The 14,527-nt window shown below is 69.0% G+C and carries 14 protein-coding genes; 4 read left to right on the top strand and 10 right to left on the bottom strand.

What is annotated here, in order from left to right:
• Position 1: 1 nt before the first annotated feature.
• Together VFZ09_RS48305 and VFZ09_RS48300 are read right to left on the bottom strand one after the other, a co-directional pair.
• Positions 2 to 586, bottom strand: coding sequence for a Uma2 family endonuclease (locus VFZ09_RS48305; RefSeq protein ID WP_329734632.1), 585 nt, complete (start codon positions 584 to 586; stop codon positions 2 to 4).
• Positions 587 to 811: 225 nt separating this feature from the next.
• A complete protein-coding gene (locus tag VFZ09_RS48300; protein ID WP_329734631.1) occupies positions 812 to 1,900 on the bottom strand; it encodes an acyltransferase domain-containing protein in 1,089 nt (362 codons plus the stop codon).
• A gap of 224 nt (positions 1,901 to 2,124) precedes the next feature.
• On the opposite strand from VFZ09_RS48300, the gene VFZ09_RS48295 reads away from it, so the two are divergent.
• A complete protein-coding gene (locus VFZ09_RS48295) occupies positions 2,125 to 4,023 on the top strand; it encodes a protein kinase domain-containing protein (protein WP_329734630.1) in 1,899 nt (632 codons plus the stop codon).
• 35 nt (positions 4,024 to 4,058) lie between these two features.
• Here VFZ09_RS48295 and VFZ09_RS48290 read toward each other — a convergent pair whose 3' ends face one another.
• Positions 4,059 to 4,670, bottom strand: a complete 612-nt coding sequence (locus tag VFZ09_RS48290; RefSeq protein WP_329734629.1) for a hypothetical protein — start codon at positions 4,668 to 4,670, stop codon at positions 4,059 to 4,061.
• Positions 4,671 to 4,817: 147 nt separating this feature from the next.
• On the opposite strand from VFZ09_RS48290, the gene VFZ09_RS48285 reads away from it, so the two are divergent.
• Both VFZ09_RS48285 and VFZ09_RS48280 read left to right on the top strand, forming a co-directional pair.
• Positions 4,818 to 5,684, top strand: coding sequence for a DUF2381 family protein (locus VFZ09_RS48285; protein ID WP_329734628.1), 867 nt, complete (start codon positions 4,818 to 4,820; stop codon positions 5,682 to 5,684).
• A 15-nt stretch (positions 5,685 to 5,699) separates the two neighbouring features.
• Positions 5,700 to 6,191, top strand: a complete 492-nt coding sequence (locus tag VFZ09_RS48280) for a serine/threonine protein kinase (protein WP_329734627.1) — start codon at positions 5,700 to 5,702, stop codon at positions 6,189 to 6,191.
• Between the two features lie 94 nt (positions 6,192 to 6,285).
• On the opposite strand, the gene VFZ09_RS48275 is transcribed toward VFZ09_RS48280, so the two are convergent.
• The 4 genes from VFZ09_RS48275 to VFZ09_RS48260 form a co-directional block, all read right to left on the bottom strand.
• Complete coding sequence (locus VFZ09_RS48275; RefSeq protein WP_329734626.1) at positions 6,286 to 7,071, bottom strand: hypothetical protein; 786 nt, start codon at positions 7,069 to 7,071, stop codon at positions 6,286 to 6,288.
• A gap of 74 nt (positions 7,072 to 7,145) precedes the next feature.
• A complete protein-coding gene (locus tag VFZ09_RS48270) occupies positions 7,146 to 7,370 on the bottom strand; it encodes a microviridin/marinostatin family tricyclic proteinase inhibitor (protein ID WP_329734625.1) in 225 nt (74 codons plus the stop codon).
• A gap of 131 nt (positions 7,371 to 7,501) precedes the next feature.
• On the bottom strand, positions 7,502 to 8,617 hold the full coding sequence (locus VFZ09_RS48265) for an acyltransferase (RefSeq protein WP_329734624.1): 1,116 nt from the start codon (positions 8,615 to 8,617) through the stop codon (positions 7,502 to 7,504).
• A gap of 7 nt (positions 8,618 to 8,624) precedes the next feature.
• A complete protein-coding gene (locus VFZ09_RS48260; RefSeq protein ID WP_329734623.1) occupies positions 8,625 to 9,683 on the bottom strand; it encodes a 3-oxoacyl-ACP synthase III family protein in 1,059 nt (352 codons plus the stop codon).
• 516 nt (positions 9,684 to 10,199) lie between these two features.
• Between VFZ09_RS48260 and VFZ09_RS48255 the strand changes: the two genes are divergently transcribed.
• Positions 10,200 to 10,682, top strand: a complete 483-nt coding sequence (locus VFZ09_RS48255; RefSeq protein ID WP_329734622.1) for a peptidylprolyl isomerase — start codon at positions 10,200 to 10,202, stop codon at positions 10,680 to 10,682.
• A gap of 242 nt (positions 10,683 to 10,924) precedes the next feature.
• Here the strand turns inward: VFZ09_RS48255 and VFZ09_RS48250 are convergent, their stop codons facing one another.
• From VFZ09_RS48250 to VFZ09_RS48240, 3 genes are all read right to left on the bottom strand, one after another.
• Complete coding sequence (locus VFZ09_RS48250) at positions 10,925 to 11,818, bottom strand: alpha/beta hydrolase family protein (protein ID WP_329734621.1); 894 nt, start codon at positions 11,816 to 11,818, stop codon at positions 10,925 to 10,927.
• A gap of 74 nt (positions 11,819 to 11,892) precedes the next feature.
• The gene (locus VFZ09_RS48245; protein ID WP_329734620.1) at positions 11,893 to 13,581 is read right to left on the bottom strand and encodes a sensor histidine kinase; all 1,689 of its coding nucleotides are present in this window, start codon (positions 13,579 to 13,581) and stop codon (positions 11,893 to 11,895) included.
• The gene (locus VFZ09_RS48240) at positions 13,578 to 14,450 is read right to left on the bottom strand and encodes a response regulator (protein ID WP_329734619.1); all 873 of its coding nucleotides are present in this window, start codon (positions 14,448 to 14,450) and stop codon (positions 13,578 to 13,580) included. The genes VFZ09_RS48245 and VFZ09_RS48240 overlap by 4 nt, the downstream gene beginning before the upstream one ends.
• Positions 14,451 to 14,527: the final 77 nt, after the last annotated feature.

Raw genomic sequence — 14,527 nt, 5'->3', positions numbered from 1 at the left:
CTCAGGGCCCTGGAGCTGGGGTGGACTTCGTCACCCAGAGCAGCCCCAGCTCGAGCGGTTCGGCATCGAAGGGCTCGGCGCGAACCACCTCCTCGCCCCCGTGACGGGCGGCGAGCCGCCAGCCCTTCCTGCCCCGGCGGTACACCTCCAGGGTGTGGGCTCGCGGGTCCACCAGCCACGCATGGCTCACCCCCTCCTGGTGGTAGACGTCCAGCTTGCGCCCCCGGTCCAACGCGCTCGTGGAGGGCGACAGCACCTCGCAGACCCAGTCAGGCGCCAGGTCGAAGAAGGGCTCGTCCCGTTCCAGCAGCCCGGGCGCCCGCTCCCGCCGCCAGCCCGCCAGGTCCGGGACCAGCACCTGCCGTCCGAAGTGCAGCTCCGGCTCGTCCAGGAGCCACCACCCCCCTGGACCGCCCTGCCCAACGTCGAAGCGATCCAACAGCACGCCCAGCTTCGAAGCCGCCCGCGTGTGCCACGCCGCCGGCCGTGGAAAGGCCCACAGCTCGTCGTCGATGATCTCCCCCACCCACCCTGTCGGCAGGGCCTCGATGTCCTCGTAGGTGGCTGGACGCTTTCCCCGACCCATGTTCGCACTCCTCCCGCTGGCGCTCCCGCCAGACCCCTCCCATCATACAGGAGGAGGTGACATCCGAGGTAGGGTGCGGCGTCCGGGGGCGGCTCCGAGCCGCGGCTGCCGCGGCGACCGGGCGCTCACCCGCCCGCCCGCCGTCTCATTGCCCCGCGCGCACCGGATGCCACGGGTTGCCGCAACACACCGCATTTGCTCGGCGGCCCCTGCTGCTCGGGTGATTCACGCCACGTGCGCCAGGAACGGCTCCCCGGCCACCGATAATGACGCCTCGGCCTGCCGCTCCGGCGCGGGCGGCCGGGACAGGCTGCGCAGCGTCGCCAGCATCTCCTGCGTCGGCTCCTTGCCGCGCCGCATCGACACGAACAGCCGCCCTTCCACTCCCGCGCCCTCCAGGCACGACTCCAGCGAGTGCCTCACCAGCGGATGCGGGCTGACCTCCAGGAAGGCGTCGTGCCCCATGTCGAGCAGCGTGTCCACCGCCTCGCGGAACAGCACCGGCTCGGCGAGGTTGCGCACCCAGTAGCCCGCGTCGAACCGCGGCCCCGCCAGCGCGCCTCCCGTCACCGTGGAGACGATGGGCCGCCGCTCCGAGCGCGGGCAGATGTCCCGCAGCAACCCCTGGAGCTCCTCCCGGTACGGATCCACCTGCGGACAGTGCGCCGCCACCTCCGAGTCCACCCGGCGCGCCGGCACCCCGCGCCTGCGCAACGCCCCCAGCACCCGCTCCAACACCTCCGGCTCCGCGGCCACCACCGTCCACTCGGGGCTCGCGTGGATGACCCGCCATACCTGGCCCGAGAACTCGGGCAGCGCCTCTCCCACGTGCGCCCACGGCAACCCCACCACCGCCATGGCCCCCTTCCCCTTCAGCTTCCCCACCGTCCGGCCCTGGTGGCAGATGACCCGCATCGCGTCCTCCAGCGTCAGCACTCCCGCCACGTGCGCCGCCGCCACCTCGCCGATGCTGTGCCCCACCACCGCCACCGGCTCGATTCCCCACGAGCGCCACAGCGCCGCCAGGGCGATCTCCATGGACACGATGGCCGGACAGCTCACCTCGATGTCTCCCAGCCGCGCGCTGTCCGACGTCAGCACCTCCAGCAACGACCAGCCCATCAGCCGCCGCACCTGCACGTCGCACGCCTTCAGCACCAGCGCGAACACCGTCGAGCGCTCCAGCAGCGCACGCCCCATGCCCGTCCACTGCGACCCCTGCCCGGAGAACACGAAGACCGGCCGGCACGCACCCGTCCCCGAGCCCGTCTGGCCCTCGTGACGCATCAGCGACTGGTAAGAGGTCCGCCGCATGCCCCACTCCCCTCCGGGGCTGCCTCGACTCCACCATCAGGGAGGGTCAACACAGCCCCACCGAATCAATTCAGTAGAGGTGTATTAATACTTTGTTTTCCAGGGAAAGTGAAGTTCTCATTTCACGGCTGGTGGATTCTTCGATTTTTACCATTCTGTCAGGGAGTGGAACTCACACCCTGTGGCTGGCGGTGGGAGTCGGGTCGCCGTAGAAGAGGGAATCCATGAGCCAGGTTCGCTACCAGTCACTGGGTCCGTTGATGCCAGGAGAGGGTTCGCGCCCGTTTCTGGCCTTGGCGCTGGAAGAAGGAGCCGCGCCGCGGCCGGTGGTGCTGGTGTGGGCCCCGGCCGAGGTGGCGCAGGACGCGATGCAGCGCGCGCGGCTGGAGCGGGAGACGGAGCGCGCCGTCGTGTTCGAGCATCCCAACATCCTGCGGGTGCATGGGCTGGTGACGCTGGAGGGCCGGCTGGCGCGCGTGACGGAGTACGCGGATGGAGAGCCGCTGCGCCAGGTGTTGGACGCGGCCCAGCGGCTGCCCCCGCCCCTGGCGGCGCTGGTGGCCGCGGACGTGGCCATGGGCGTGCACTACGCGCACGTGGCGGGCAACGATGATGGGACGCCGCTGATCCACGGAGATCTGCGCCCGGAGACCGTGATGGTCTCGTTCAACGGCGTGTGCAAGGTGTCGGGGTACGGAGCGCTCGGGGTGGCGCCGAGGGAGCGCAATGGACGCCGGGTGCGCAACCGGCGCCTGTACATCGCCCCCGAGCAGCTCCTGGGCGGCCGCGAGGCCTCCTCGGTGCTGACGGATGTGTTCCTCCTGGGGCTGCTGCTGTACGAGTGCCTCTCGGGGCGCAAGCCGTTCCAGGATTCGATCGAGCCGGACAAGGCGATCCTCAACCGGCCGCTGCCGCCGCTGCCGCCCGAGATCCCCCTGCCCTACAACGAGGTGGTGCGCCGCGCGACGGCCAAGCGCTCCGGGGACCGGTACCCGAGTGCCCTCGCCTTCCGCGAGGCCCTGGTGGCCGTCTCGGGCGAGCTGCCCCCGTCCACGGCCTTCGCCGAGCTGATCTCGAAGCTGATCCCTCCCGACAACGAGCTGCGGGCCGCCCGGAAGCGGACGATCGACAAGGGGCTCGAGGCGCTCGCCCGCGGCGCGGTCGCGCCCGCGCGTCTGACCGGGCCCGTGCCCGTGGTCGCGCCCGAGCCCGTCTCCGCCCGCACGCAGATCCCCATCACGGGCTCCGCGCCCATCATCGCGCCCGAGCCCATCTCCGTGCGCGCGCAGCTCCCCATCACCGGCTCCGCGCCCATCCTCGCGCCCGAGCCCGTCTCCGTCCGCACGCAGCTCCCCACGGCCGTGCCACCGGAGGAGCCGGCGCCGAGCGTGCCGCCCGCGAGCCTGGCGCCGCCCGCCGTGGCCGAGCCCCCCGCTGTGCCGGCGCCGCCTCCCGCCGAGACCCGGCCCGCGCGTGCGCGCCGCTCGTCCACGCCCCTCGCCGTCGCGGTGGGCGCCGTGCTGCTCGTGAGCGCGGTGGGTACCGTCTGGAGCGTCCGGCAGAAGCCCCCGCCCGTCGAGGACCTGGGGACGGACGCGGGTGAGGAGCTGCGGTTCGACACGCCCGTGCTGCTCGAGGCCGCGCCCGCGTCCCCAACGGATGCCGGAGTGCGCGTGGCGGCGGCCCCGGCGGCGCCCACCGTGCCGCCCACGCCGGTGGAGATCTTCGTGAGTCCCGGCGACGTGTCGGTGTCCGTGGATGGCAAGGCCATGGGCCGCTCGCCGTTGACGGTTCCGCTCGCGCCGGGCCGCCACATGCTCAACTTCCTGGACGAGGCCCGAGGGCTGCGGACGGCACGGATGATCGACGTGCGCTCCACTCCGGACACGGTGACGTTCCGCATCCGCCTGGGTATGGGCTCCATCCTGGTGCACGCGCCTTCCGGAGCGAAGGTGACGCTCGACGGGCAGGACCTGGGCACGGCACCGGTCTCCGAGAAGACGCTGTTCGAGGGCGAGCACCAGCTGCGCGTCACCCAGAACGAGTCCGTCTGGGAGAAGACCTTCATGCTGCCCGGAGACCAGCGCCTGGTCTTCAACGTGGACTTCGAGGCGGAGGAGTAGGCCGGCACCTGGATGCGCGGAAGAAGCTGCCTGGGCTACATGAAGATCCCAGGTGCCCGCTCCAGCGCCGCGCGCAGTTCCTCGCCTGTCGTGTCCATCCTCTCTGCGACGGTAGGCGCGTGCCAGGTCACCGCGACCGTGCCTTCGGGAATCGTGGCAAGTCTCTCGATGAGATTCCCAAACCGGCCCGGCCACTCGCAACGACCCAGCTCCACCGCATGCCCGCGCGGATCCATGAACGTGAAGCATGGCCAGCGCGGCAGTCGAATCGAGCTCATGTCGCAGTTGAAGAACCGGCAGCCATCGAGCCGTGCGTCGGTGAAGTCGCAGTCCTCGATCCGCCCGCTCCTCGAGCTGTCGTCCAGGTCCTGACGAAACCCGAAGTCGTTGCCGGCAAACCGGCCCTTGAAACGACATCCCCTCAGATTCATCGTGGCCCACGGCAGGGTCGTGAGCTCGCTCTTCGCCTGAATGGTGCAGTCGATCAGCTTCCCTGACAGCAGGTGCAGCCACCTCGCGGCAACGCTGAAGACGAGGGTGCAACGCCGGAATGTGACGTTCGGCCCGAGAAAGTAGATGGCGTGCTTGGGGAACTCGATCCGCTCGCCCTCGATCTCGCGGTTGTCATAGTGAATGTTCGGAGTCACGCGACCCTCAGAACAGGTCCCGGAGACGCAGTGACAGGTCGGAGCATGGAACGCTGGACATCCGCGACCCAATTTCTTAGGTTAGGTGGTTATATGAGGAACTTCCTACCTCGGCAGTCTACCCTGCTCCTGGTCCTCGTGGCGTCCATGGCCGTGGCCAAGGGACACGAGCCTGTCTCCCGGAGCCTCTACCTTCCGGACGATCCAAGGGAAGCGGTACACCCGGTGTACGTCGCCGGTGGAATGGGAACCGTGCTTCGGTTCGCGCAGCCGGTCGACCCCGCCAAAACGAAGATGCTGGGTTGGGAAGGCCGCTTCGAGCCCTTGCTCGCAGGGGGTCATCTCGTCGTCGTGACGCCACTCAAGGACCTCGACCCGGAGGATCGCTTCCTGCTGGTCGTGACGCTGCTGAACGGGAAGGAACTCCCCTTCACGGTCACGGCCCAAGAAGCGCGGTTCGATCATCAGGTGAATGTGTTCCCTGACGAAGAAAGCCCGGAAGCGCTCCGGAGCCGTCTGGCTCATCACCAGACCCGGGAGCGCGTTCTCGAGGAAGAGAATGAGCGCTACCGCAACGAGGAGACCTCGATCGACCACGCCCTCGCCGCACTCCTGGCGAAGGGGGCGGTGAAAATGACGTCGATGCGTCCGAAGCTGGTTCATTTTTTCAAGAATCCCCAGGGCGTTGAATTCCTGGTAACCGTTCTCGCCAGCAAGAAAGACAACAAGGTCGCGGTCGTCTTCGACGTGAAGAACAACAGCCCCACCGAGTCTTGGAGTCTGTTGGAAGCGCGCGTGGTGACCGAGGCTGGAGGAGAGAAGAAGCCTTTTGCGCTGCGTGCCACCCAGGAGTACCTGGCACCGGGAGGAATGAGCGGGACCATCGCCGTCGTCATGGACGCGGGCGTCTTCGACTCGAAGATGGGCCCCGAGCGGCTCGTTCTAGAGCTCTTCCGACGAGGCTCCGGGCTGCGAGAGGTCTGGGTTCTTCTGGATCGACAACTGTTGCGCTAGTACATGCGTGCCCAAATGGCTCTGATCCACGTGCCACTTCTGGCCCCCGTCGTCCTGCTGTGGATGTGCTCCGGTTGTGTGACTGCCGGAGGCGTGCCCCTTCGCCCAGACGGGAGCCCAGGCCCGCAGGAATGCCCGGAAAAGGCGCTCGAAGTCATGCGGGTCCTTCACCTGAATGTGGGGGATGGCTCGATCGTCGAACTGGACACCAACCAGACCGACACCAGCCCCATCACCCTGTATGACGGGCCCGTGGAAAGCATGCTGGACAAGAGCCTCGGACCCCTTCCGCCCGTTACCCGTCTTTATGGCCGGGTGTGGACGGGTGGCCCGCAGGTCGTCATCCGGTATTACGAGGCGCACGTGCCCGACGAAGAGCCGATTCCCATTTGCGCTGTGGCTCGGCTCGCTCGTGGTCAGTTGCAGAAGAAGCCCGAATCCAAACCCGGAACGGCCATCCTCGAATTCTCGCGTGCTGGAGTCTTCGTCGTGAACGCGTTCCGGTGAATCGGCTCACTGGAACACGTCGCGCAAATGAAGACCCTCACCCCCCGCCCTCTCCCAGAGGGAGAGGGTGCAGCCTCCCGCTCAACACGGGTGGCTACTCCTTCCAGGCAAGCTCCTGGGTGCGGCGCTCCTCGCCCTCCGGGCCTCCCAGGACGATCGTGGTGACCTGGAGGCGCTCCGGCGAGGGGAAGGTGACGGCGTCCGGGTAGAGGGAGGCGTAGGGCGTCCAGAGCACCTGCTCGGCGGAGAGGCCGCTGCGGTGCACCAGCGTGGGAGTGCCTCCCGTGAGGGGCACCTTCAACACGTCCCCGCGCCGGTTGCGGCAGAGGATCCACCGGCCTCCCGGAGACAGCGCCGGGGAGAAGCAGCCCTTCACCCAGGGCGAGGCCTTCCCCGTCCGGAGCTCGATCCGGTAGAGCTCGACGCGCCAGTCCCCCATGTCTCGCGGACCCAGGCCCACCCAGTCGGTGATGACGTGCTCCAGCGAGGGCGTCATCGCCAGGTGGCCCCCCGTGAGCGAGCCGCCCTTGATGGAGTCCGGCAACCGCAGCAGGGGCCGGCCCGGGCGGTAGACGAAGACCTGCACGTCACACGAGTCCCCGCCACACTCCGTCGTGAGCTGGAGGAACGCGGCCCTTCCTCCCACCACGGCCGTGAGCGAGCACTCCTCGAGCGGCTGCGTCCAGCCCGTGAGCGCCTGGCACTCCTCGCGAGAGAGAGGCTCCTCGGCGCTCTTCATCGCCTGCTCCACCCGTTGCTGGAGCGCGGCCGGAGGCGGCTTCGCGGCGCTGTCCGGCGCGGGCTCGGAGGCCCGGGCGCTCGACGCGAGCAGGAGCAGGAACATCAACGGACGACCCACGACGGGACCCGACGATCGCATGAGGTCCAACGATACGGCCGGAGGCACCGCCGGGTCATGGGGGGCACATCGCGGTCCCGGCGTGGGATGGAGCCTCAGGAAATGGTGCCGCTGTCCTCATTGTCCGAGGGGTACTTCAAGGTGGTGAAGATCGGCTCCTTGTCGCCCTCGTCGGAGTCGGAGGGGTACTTCCGGGTCTCCGGATGCGATACGGGCCTGCAGCCACCCGAGACCCGCTCCAACTCCTGCGCCTCCAGCAAGTGCGCGAAGAAGGGTTTCCCACCCTTCCGAGGTGCCTTGTCCTTGGCGTTCTTCTTCATGTCGGACTCCTCGCGGCCTGTCGGCCATCTGGGGGTACACGTCAATCAAGAAGGAGTCCGCACGGGACGGATGTGATGGAACGGGCCCCCGGGAGAGGCCCGCTCCCTCGGCCACCGGACGAGCCGGCGCGCTAGGCCTTCGGCAGCGACGTATGCGCCTCCAGGGTGTCTCCCCGGGAGATGATGAAGCACACGCGCGGAATCGGGGTGATCACGTCGAACGCGTGCGGCGCGCCCGTGCCGAAGTCGAGCAGCGACAGATCGAAGCGGGAGATGTTGTTGACCAGCAGCCCGTGGCCCTCCGTCGAGAACCCCAGCCAGTCCACGCCCTCGCGCCCCCACCTGCGCTGCACCTCTTCCAGGAGCGCATGGCACCGCAGGAAGTCCTCGGCGTTCGCGGACTGGAGCCGCGCCCGGATGAGGGCCGCGAGCGCGGGCACCGACAGCGCCGCGGCCTCCTCGTACGACAGGGACACGCGCAGCGGCAGCCCGGCATTGCCGAAGTACGACGCCGGCAGCAGTCTGGGAACGCGCCGGAAGTCGAAGACGGTCGCCAGCTCCGGCTCGGATCTCGCCATCCGCCCGGACTGCCGGTAGTGCCGCCACAGGAGGGCCGCCAGCACGTCGCCCGACGTCACCTGGGGACGGCTCACCCGTGCGTCCCGCAGCAGCGTGTCCACCTCCTCGCGAGGAAAGCGCCGGATGTCCCAGCGGTACTCCTCCCGGACGCGGGGAGTCGTGGGCGCCCGGAGCCGGAAGCCCGCACGCCGCAGCTGCGCCTCCAGGGACAGGGACTTGTCCAACGACGGCAGGGGCGGCAACACGGGCTCCATGGCCGGAGCCGCCGGAGCCACCTGCCCGCCGCGCACGGCCCGCGCCCACGCGCTCAGGAAGCCCACCAGGCTCACCCCATCCCCGAGCCCGTGCGACATGCTCGCCCCCAGGCACCCTCCTCCCCCCGTGAAGTGGGAGATCTTCATCCGGCACCGCGGCCCGGAGCCCGGCTGCACGGAGTCGAAGAGCACGGCCCGCGACACCTTGTCCTCGGGGGGGACCTCCACCCCCGAGACCTCCACCAGCGGCACCCCCTCCCTCAGCCGCGCGAACGCGGGCAGCGTCCGCGCCAGCCCCTCGGCCAGCACCTCCACCGCGGGCAACCGCTCGTAGAAGAAGGCGAACTCGATGGGGAGATCATCCGGCCCCGCGAAGAACGCATCCAGGGCCGTCAACGACGCCGGTGACTCCATGACCCTCTCAGGGGAAGCGGTAGAGCACTCCCCCGGAGTGTAGTCCCGAGCCGACCCCGAGGATCAACGCCGTCTGCCCGGACTCGTGGCGCCCCGCGTGCAGGAAGTCCGTCAGCACGAGCCCCAGCGAGGCCGCCGCGCAGTTGCCCTGCTCCTCCATGTTGAAGAACGACTTCTCCTCGGGCACCCCCACGCTCTTGAGCCAGCGCCGCTGCAGCTGCGCGTTGCTCATGTTGAAGAGCACCCAGTCGGCCTCCTTCATCTCCCGGGCGGCGAGCACCTCGGTGTACAGCCGCGAGAACGCCTGGGAGATGTTGTTGGGGACGCTCCGGTAGTCGATGACGAAGTGGTCCTCCAGCACCTCCTGGATGTTGTCGCGCGTGGGCACGTGCTTGGAGCCGCCGAACTTCTTGTGCACGATGTCCCGCCCGGGCTCCGTGTGCATGTGGAAGTTGGAGAACCCCACCGGCTCCTTCGTGCGCTCCCCCGACAGCACCAGCGCCGCCGCCCCATCCCCGAAGATGGTCGCCTGCAGCCAGACGCGATCCTTGAGCTCCGGCTTGATGTACGAGGACATGGAGCTGGCGGCGCACACCAGCACGTTGCGCGCCTGGCCCGAGCGGATCATCGCCGTGGCCATCATCATCGCGTTGAGCGTGCCCGCGCAGCCGGCCACGTGCGTGAGCGCCAGCACGTTGGCCGGCGCCCCCAGCCGCTGGTGCAGGATGCACGCGGGATCCGGCGTGCACAGCGTGGTGGGCGTGAGGGTCACGAACAGGATGACCTGCACATCGTTGATGTGCATCCCCGCGTCCTTCAGCGCCTTCTTCGCCGCCTCGAAGACGAGATCGTCCTCGTCGAGGTCATCGAGCCGATCATGGTGGTAGTCGTAGCGGGTGTGCCGCGTCCTGACCCCGAAGGTGTCGTAGACCCAGGTCGGATCCCGCCGGCCGTGCCACTGGCAGATGTCCTCGTTGGTGAAGGCGAGCGGCGGCAGCGCCATGCCACTGCCCTTGATCACCACGGAGGGAGAGACGTCGTTCCGGAAAGAACTCGACGGGGCCATAAACCGTCCTCGCAGCCCGAAGGGAGAAGTGAGTCGAGGGGACCGATGAGCGGCTTCCTCGGCATCCATCGAGATCCCATTCGATGAATTCGTGAGGAACACGCACGCCGGGCTGACCTTGAGAAGAGTACTACAGCTGCCAGCCACTCTCATCTGGGTCACTCGGGCACCACATGGGGTTCGAGGAACCCAGGCCTGTCCAGGAGTTCATGAATGAGCCCCCGCGCACACTTTGCACGTGCGAGGACGCGGGGCGTGTGCGCATGGAGCTTCGAGTTGTCCCGCCTGCTCGAACAGATCCACCGAAGCTGAATCTCGTGGAGCGGGCGGCCATGCCGCGTGCTACAGAGCGCCGGCACCCACTCACCTGGAGAGCAGGTGAGCGGCCCGCTCCACTGCACGGAGCGCGTGCGCAACCCCATCATCACTCGGGCCCCGCAGGAGTCCCCTCCCCCGCGCCGCCGGTGGAAGGTCCGGCTCCGGGCGAGCCCGAGTGCAGCCCGAAGGAGGGCTTCCATGCAGATCGCGAAGGACAGCGTCGTCTCCATCGACTACCGGCTCCACCTGGGAGACGGGAAGATCATCGACGAGAGTGAGCCGGGAGATCCGCTCGTCTACCTGCACGGGTACGAGGAGATCGTCCCCGGGCTGGAGAAGGCGCTCGAGGGCAAGAAGGCAGGCGAGTCGCTGAAGGTGGTGGTCGAGCCCAAGGACGGCTACGGGGAATACGATCCGGACGGGGTGGAGGAGGTGCCGCGCGAGGACTTCCCGCCGGACATGGAGCTGGAGGCCGGTGGCATCGTGAGCGCCACGGACGAGGACGGGGATGACGTGGAGTTCCTCGTGAAGGAGGTGCGCCCCAAGACGGTGGTGATCGACTTCAACGATCCGATGGCCGGCAAGACGCTCCACTTCGACGTCACCGTGCGCGAGGTGCGCGCGGCGACGAAGGAGGAGCTCGAGCACGGCCACGCCCACGGCCCCGGCCACGAGCACTGAACCACTCCCCCCCCCGATGCACGGTCATGGCCTCACTCCGCCCCACACCCGGGCGCGTGAGGCCCGACCCCTCGGGCGAGGCTCGCGCGCCTCGACGGGTGCCGCTGCGACTTCCTAGGGTTTCCTTTTTCCCCATACGCAGTGGCACACGGAGGGGACGGCTCCTGAAGGAGCACCGCCTGCGCGACGTGCTCGGCCGGCTGGGGCACTCGCGGATGCCGGGTGTCCAGTTGTGGACATCCTCACGCCGCGGGGCGCGCGTCACTCCCGAGCGAATCCCGGAGGAACGTCAGGATCTCCGCGTGGAGCACCGGCTGGAACGCGGCACGGTCGAAGCCCTTGGGATCCTGGGAAGGAGGAAACCCGGGGCTCGTCATCGCCGGAGGGAACGGGCTCTGGAAGGAGAAGTGGCCCGCGTTCGGGACGATCCGGTGGTCGATGCGCTCCGGACGAGGAACGCCTCGCAGAATGATCTCCGCGTGCATGGCGGGCGTGTGCTCATCGAGCTCCGCCGTGCGCATCAAGATGGGCAGGTCCACGCCGGAGAGCGCCCCCTCGGCCATGAACCAGGGCGACGCGGGCGCGAGCAGCACCAGCGCACGGATCCGAGGATCGCGAACGACGGGAATGGCCCGGCTCTGTCCATCGGGAGACTCGTTCGGGGAGGAGGACGGGCGCCCACCGGCCACCGCCAGCGCGGTGTAGCCGCCCATGGAATGGCCGATCACCCCCACCCCAGCGGGCGAGAACCTCGGGCCCAGCTGCGCATCACCGAAGAGCGCATCGAGCACGAGGCGCACGTGGCGAGGCCGGTTCTCGAGATTCACGGCCGTGCCCGCAAGGCTGTTGTCGGAGCGGCTGTTGCCCGGGTGCTCCGGAAGGGCCACGACGAAGCCAGCACGCGCCAGGTGCGCCGCCATGCCGCGATGGGTCCACGGAGAACCACCCGTCCCGTGACTGATGACGACGAGCGGGAGCCGCTCCCCTTCCACCGGGGCGTCGGTGGCGACGGAGAGCGAATACGGTCCGAAGTGCTCGAGCCGTTCAGGCGCTCGCGCCGGGTAGAGCACCCGCACGGGAATACGTGCGCCTTGAACCCGATCCTCGACCTCCAGTGCGCGACAGCCGACGGTCATGTCCGAATGCATCCGGACATCAAAGCACGGCTCTGTTTCCAACGGATGGACGGCATCTGGATTAACGCGCGCCTCTAGGCGGACACCCGCTCCGCCGTGCCGGTCTCGGGCCGGAAGGGCAGCTCGAGCGTGAAGGTGGCTCCCTTCCCGGGGCCGTCGCTGTGCGCCGCGAGCGAGCCCCCCATCGAGCGGGCGGCGATCGCGCACGAGTGCAGGCCGAAGCCATGCCCCTCCTTCCGCGTGGTGAAGCCATGCTGGAAGATCTTCGTGAGCAGCTCCGGCGCGATGCCCATGCCGTTGTCGCTCACCTGCACGCGGACGAGCTCCTCCGTGGGCCGCTCGACCTTCACGGTGAGCCGCCGCTCGCCGGGCGGGTTGTCGTTCAGCGCGTACTTCGCGTTGCTGATGAGGTTGAGGACGATCTGCAGCAGCTTGTGCTTGTCCACCATCACGCGGGGCAGCGGGACGAGGTTCCGCTCGAGCGTGATGCCATGCCGCCCGAGCGCCGCCCCGTTGATGCGCAGGGCGTCCTCGATCAACTCCTCCAGGGAGACCGCCTCCACGAGGCTCGAGGACATGGCGTAGCTCTGCTGCACCTCGACGATCGTCCGGATGTGCTCGACGTGGCGGTGGAGGGCCGCCGTCATGGTGAGCATCTCGTCGCGCTCGGCGGACAGGTTCTCCCCGAGCTTGCCGAGGAACTCGGGCAGGCGCCGCCCGCGCTCGTCCCCCGTCATGAAGGTGCCGAGCTCGGCGCGGTGCTCCTCCAGCAGTCCGGCGATCTTGAGCAGCGACGGCAGACGGAGCGCCCGCAGCCGCTCGCCGAGGATGGTGGCCGAGGTGTTGATGCTGTTCAGGACGTTGCCCACGTTGTGGAGCACGTTCGTGGCGAGCTCGGCCATGCCCGCCTGGCGCGCGAGCTCCACGGCGCGGCGCTGGGTGTCCCGCAGCTCCTGCGTGCGCTCCTTGACGCGCAGCTCGAGGTCGTCGTGGGCGTGGCGCAGCGCCTCGTTGGCCCGCGCGAGCTCGTCGGTCCGTTCGATGACCCGTTGCTCCAGCTCATCGCGGACCCAGCGCAGCGCGGCCTCGCTGCGCTCGAGCTCCTCCGTCGAGGCGACGAACGGCAGGAAGATGCGCTGGATCACGAACCCGAAGAGCAGGAGCGTCAGCAGGAAGGCGCCCACCGGAATGACGCGCTGGACCAGACCGAGCAGGCTCAGCTCCTCCTGGGTGTGCCGCTGGAGCATCCCGGAGACGTTCCCGGACGCTTCGGACAGGTCCCGCGTCGCGGCCCGGAACGCCTCCAGATCGGGGTTGTTCTTGAGCGAGCGGTTCTCCGAGCGGAGGACGCGCACATGGGCCGCGTTGGCCTTGTCCCACAGCGCCACCAGGGAGCTGATCGCCTCGAGGGCCTCGGGCTCCTGGATGCCCTCGGGCGGCAACTCGCCCCCCTCCTGGCCTCCTCCTCGCAGCATCGCCCCGCTCAGGGCCATGAAGCGCTCGGACAGGGCCTGGGCGGCCGCCCGCTGCCGGAGCAACATCTCCCCATCGGACGCCGCCAGCCCCACGACGGCGAGATAGGTCGCGTTCTCGAACTTCTCGACCATGTCGTGCAGGCTCGACGCGGCCGCGGCGTACTGCCGGTTCCGATCCACCCGCGCGTCGATCTCCACCACCGCCACCAACGAGACCGCCTGCAGGGAGATGCTCAGCGCGAGCATCCCCAACAAGGGCCAGAGCAGTTGTCGCAGCTTGCGCGTCATCCGCCGTCTTCCCGAGCTACGTCGCGCAGCAGCACGAAGGCCTCCGCCGGGTGGATGGCGGCGATCCGCGCCTCGAAGCACCGGACCTCGCCTTCCACCGGGAGCTCGAGCTGGAGGACGCGCGCCGGGCCTCCGCTGGGGGTCTGGCCCAGCCAGGCGAGCAGCTCCCGGGCGGTGGCCGCCGGCAGGGAGTCCGCCAGCCTGGAGCCTGGAGTGAAGGCCAGCCGCGAGCCCGGGGTGGCCTCGCGGGACGGCTGGAACTCCAGACAGGTGCCATCCGCGGCGACACGCAGCAGCGCGCCCGGGAGCACCTGGAGCAGCGCGCGCAGCCGCGCCTCGTTCCCGAGCAGCGCCTGCTCGGCCTGCTGACTCGCGGTGTGGTGGATCCACTTCTCCACCAGCGCACACGCCATCTGGCGGACCTCGACGGCATCGAACGGCTTCTTGAGGATGAGGAAGCGGTCCGTCTGTCCGAACCGGACGCTGATGCTCTCCCACGAGAAGTCCGAGTACGCCGAGCAGATGACGGCCTGGAGGCGCGGATCCTCCCGCCAGATGCGCGAGAGGGTCTCGACGCCATCCCACCCGGGCGGCATCCGCATGTCGATGAACGCGAGCGCATAGGGGGTGCCGGCCTTCAGCGCCTCGCGGACCTTCTCGAGCGCCTCGGCGCCCTGGTGGGCACTCGTCAGCTCGAACGTCGGCGGCCGGGGCGCGGCCGATGTCTCCCCCAGGAGCATCATCTCCAGGTCGTCCAGCCCGGTGGTGTCCACCCGGGGTTGGAGGATCCGGCGGAAATCGTCGTGGATGTCCTCGTTGTCGTCGACGACGAGGATGCGCCTGTTGGGGGGAGTCGGGTTCATCGTCATGGGGCCGCTCGTGCCACGTGAGCGTGGCCATTCTACCGCGAAGCTCCGCGGATTCCCGCCTCCGCGAAGGGTTGCCC

The organism is Archangium sp., from assembly GCF_036277355.1.
Taxonomy (GTDB): Bacteria; Myxococcota; Myxococcia; order Myxococcales; family Myxococcaceae; genus Archangium.
This window is presented reverse-complemented; position numbering and strand designations above follow the sequence as displayed.